2 protein-coding genes are annotated in these 3898 nt (G+C 75.8%); both read right to left on the bottom strand.

Features of this window, described 5'->3' with window-relative positions; all coding sequences use genetic code 11:
- Positions 1–1076: 5'-nucleotidase (locus GYH36_RS18880; RefSeq protein ID WP_162290675.1), on the bottom strand; the 1076-nt coding region annotated here is incomplete at its 3' end.
- Between the two features lie 113 nt (positions 1077–1189).
- Positions 1190–3466: an Rne/Rng family ribonuclease gene (locus GYH36_RS18875; protein ID WP_312028720.1), complete on the bottom strand. Its 2277-nt coding sequence runs from the start codon at positions 3464–3466 to the stop codon at positions 1190–1192.
- Positions 3467–3898 lie beyond the last annotated feature (432 nt).

Genomic DNA, 3898 nt, shown 5'->3' with positions numbered 1-3898 from the left:
TCTCCCGCGGGCGCGGTGGCCGCCGTGACCTCGGCACGAGGCGCGGGCGGGACCGCGGCGTCCCCGCCGCGCGCGCCGACCGGCGCGTCGACCGGCGCGTCGGAGGCAGCGGCGCGCCGCGCGTCCGTCGCCGGGTCCGCGGGCAGGACGCCCCGGTTGAGCTCGCCGTAGGGTACGTGGACCGACGGGGCGACGCGGCGGGCCGCCTCGACGACCGCGCGCTGGTCGTCGAAGAAGATGTGCGGGCGCAGGACCTCGAGCACGCCGTCCTTGTCGACGCCACCGAGGAAGAACGCGTCGTCGACCGCCACGCCCCACGACGAGAGCGTCGCGACCGCGCGCTCGTGCGACGGCGCGGAGCGCGCGGTGACGAGCGAGACGTGGACGCGCGGGCGGTAGGACGGGTCCGCGGCGTGCCGCTCGCGCTCGACGACCTGGATGCGGTGGATGCCGACGAGCAGCTCGCGCAGCGGTCCCCGGCCGAGCGGCACGTCCGCGTTGAGCTCCTCGTGCTCGCGGAAGGACGCGAGTCCGCCGTCCTGGAACCGGCGCTCCGACGAGTCGTCGGCGAGGACGCCGTCGAAGTCGAACGCGATGCGCAGCTCCTCTCCCTCCTCGTCCGCGAACGTCGGGTCGAGCACGTACCCGGCGGGCAGCCCGAGGTCCACGGCGTCGCGGACCGACCGCTCGTCCGCGGAGAGGAACAGGTCGACGTGCAGCGGGCGGATGAACTCGTGCGGGCTGCGGCCCTGGCGGAACACCGCGCGCGTGATCGGGAGGTCGTGGTGGCGGACCGAGCGCATGACGCGCAGGCCCGTCTCCGGGGAGTTGCGCGACATGACGATGACCTCGACGAGAGGGTCGTCCGCGGACGGCGCGAGGTCGTTCAGCGCGAGCAGACGGCGGACGAAGCCGAACGCGACGCCGGGCTCCAGCGCGTCGTCGCGGTGGCGCTCCTGGAAGTCGCGGTACGCCGCCTCGCCCTGCGTGCGGAACACGCGGTCGGACTCGGTGAGGTCGAACAGTGCGGAGGAGGCGACGCCGACGACGAGGCGGCCCGAGAGGTCGTAACCCATGGGCGCATGATGCCAGGTCACGGCGCCCCGGACGAAGACGGCCCCGGGCCGGGGCCGGGACGCGCGAGGGCCCGGCGGGGGTCGTGACGACCGCCCGCCGGGCCCGTTCCCGCTCAGTCCTCGGTCGGCTCCCCGCCCGCGTCGTCGCCCGTGCCCGGCTCCGCCACGGGCTCGACGGCGGGAAGCGCCGCGTCGTCCGCCGGCGCGCCGGTGACCGCGTCCTGCGGGACCGCCCCGTCGTGCTCGTGCTCGTGGGCGTGCGCCGCCGCGGCGGCGATCGTCGCGAGCGTGGCCTTCACGGCCGCGCGCGCCTCCGAGGTGACCTCGGGCAGGACCGGGACGGCCGGCTGCGGGAGCGTGATCCCCGCGTCCTTCGCCGCCGCGCCCGAGCCGCCGGAGCCGCGCTTGCGGCGCGAGCGCGAGCGCCCGCCCTCGGCCGGCTCCTCGCCGGACGCCGCGCCGCCGGCGTTGCTGGTGCCGTGGTCGTGACCGCCGCGGCCGTTCCCGCCCGACTTCTCGATCGGGTCGGTGTGCACGATGAACCCGCGACCGTGGCAGTGCTCGCACGTCTCGCTGAACGCCTCGACGAGGCCCTGGCCCACGCGCTTGCGCGTCATCTGCACGAGGCCGAGCGACGTGACCTCGGCGACCTGGTGCTTGGTGCGGTCGCGGCCGAGGCACTCGACGAGGCGACGCAGCACGAGGTCGCGGTTGGACTCGAGCACCATGTCGATGAAGTCGATGACGATGATGCCGCCGATGTCGCGCAGGCGGAGCTGGCGGACGATCTCCTCGGCCGCCTCCAGGTTGTTGCGCGTCACGGTCTCCTCGAGCGTGCCGCCCGAGCCGGTGAACTTGCCGGTGTTGACGTCGACGACCGTCATCGCCTCGGTGCGGTCGATGACGAGCGAACCGCCCGAGGGCAGCCAGACCTTGCGGTCCATGCCCTTCGCGAGCTGCTCGTCGACGCGGTGCACCGTGAAGACGTCCTGCGTGCCCGTCCACTTCGAGACGCGCTCGCGCAGGTCCGGCGCGAGCTCCTCGACGTACGAGGAGATCTCCGACCACGCCCCGTCGCCCTCGACGACGAGCGAGCTGAAGTCGTCGTTGAAGATGTCGCGGACCACGCGGATCGCGAGGTCCGGCTCGCCCTGGAGCAGGGCGGGTGCCGACGCGCTCTTCGACTTCTTCTCGATGGCCTCCCACTGGCCGCGCAGGCGCTCGACGTCCGCGCGCAGCTCCTCCTCGCTCGCACCCTCGGCGGCGGTGCGCACGATGACGCCCGCGCCGTCGGGCACGACCTCCTTGAGGATCTTCTTCAGGCGGTTGCGCTCGGTGTCGGGGAGCTTGCGGCTGATGCCGGTCATGCCCCCACCGGGGACGAACACGAGGTAGCGGCCCGCGAGGGTGATCTGCGACGTGAGGCGCGCGCCCTTGTGGCCGATCGGGTCCTTCGTGACCTGGACGAGCACCGAGTCGCCCGACTTGAGCGCCTGCTCGATGCGCCGCGGCTGGCCCTCGAGGCCCGCGGCGTCCCAGTTGACCTCGCCGGCGTACAGGACGGCGTTGCGCCCCTTGCCGACGTCGATGAACGCGGCCTCCATGCTCGGCAGCACGTTCTGGACGCGACCCAGGTAGACGTTGCCCGCCATGGACGCCTGCGACTGCTGCGACACGTAGTGCTCGACGAGCACGCCGTCCTCGAGCACGGCGATCTGCGTGCGCCCGCCGCGCTCGCGCACGACCATCGAGCGCTCGACCGACTCGCGGCGCGCGAGGAACTCGGCCTCGGTGATGATCTGGCGGCGGCGCCCGGCGTCGCGGCCCTCGCGGCGCCGCTGGCGCTTGGCCTCGAGGCGCGTGGACCCCTTGAGCGCGGTGACCTCGTCGGCCAGGCTGCGCTCGCGCGGGCGCGAGCGCGTCGTGGTCGTCTCGCCGCTGTCGCCCCGGCCCCCGCGGCGACGGCGACGGCGGCGACGGCTGCTGCCCGCCTCGTCCTCGCCGCTCTCCCCCGGCTCGCCGTCCGCGGCGTCCTGCTCGGCGTCGTCGGCGTCGGGCTCGGCGCCCGCGTCGGCGGGTGCGGCCTCCTGGCCGTTCTCGCCGTCCTCGGACTCGCGTCCCGAGTCCTGGCGGCCGCGACGGCCGCGACCGCCGCGGCGACGACGACGGCGCGGGCCGGACTGCTCGGCGTCCTCCGCCTCGGGGGCGTCGGTCCGCTCGGCGTCGGCCTCGTCCTCGTCGAGGTCCACGAAGTCCTCGGGGCCGAACGCGTCCTCGGGGACCTCGATGCCCTCGGCGACGAGCTCGGTCTCGATGGCCTCGATCTCCTCGACCGCGGCGGCGTCCTCGCCCGTGAGCGCGACCTCGACGGTCACGTCCTCGGCGGGCACGGCCTCAGGTGCCTCGAGAGCCACGGGCGTCGGAGCGGCCTCGGCGGACTTCGCGGCGCCGCGCCCGCGCTTGCCGGCGCCGCGCCCGCGCGTCGTCGACGTCGCGGGCTCGTCCTGCGCGGGCGTCTCGGCCGGACGGTCCTGCGACGCGGCCTCGGCAGGCTCGACGTGCCGGGGCGGGCCGGCCGGGCTCTGGGCGCGGCGCGGGCGGCGCGGCGCCGCTGCCGGGTCGGGCGCCTGGAAGAGCAGCGCGGTGGTCGCGAGGCGCGGTGTGCTCGTGCCGCCACCGGTCGCGGCGGGCGAGACCGTGGCCGGGGCCTCGGTGGCCGGGGCCTCGGCGGCCGCCGCCTCGCCCGCCGGGGCGGGGCCGCGGGGGGCCCGGGGCCGCCCTCATGCCCGCAGGCCGGACTCGAACGCGGCGCGGACCACCTG

The organism is Cellulosimicrobium composti (assembly GCF_010287905.1).
GTDB classification, from domain to species: Bacteria; Actinomycetota; Actinomycetes; order Actinomycetales; family Cellulomonadaceae; genus Cellulosimicrobium; species Cellulosimicrobium composti.
The sequence above is the reverse complement of the archived record's forward strand: the minus strand, read 5'-3'. Positions and strand labels throughout refer to the sequence as shown.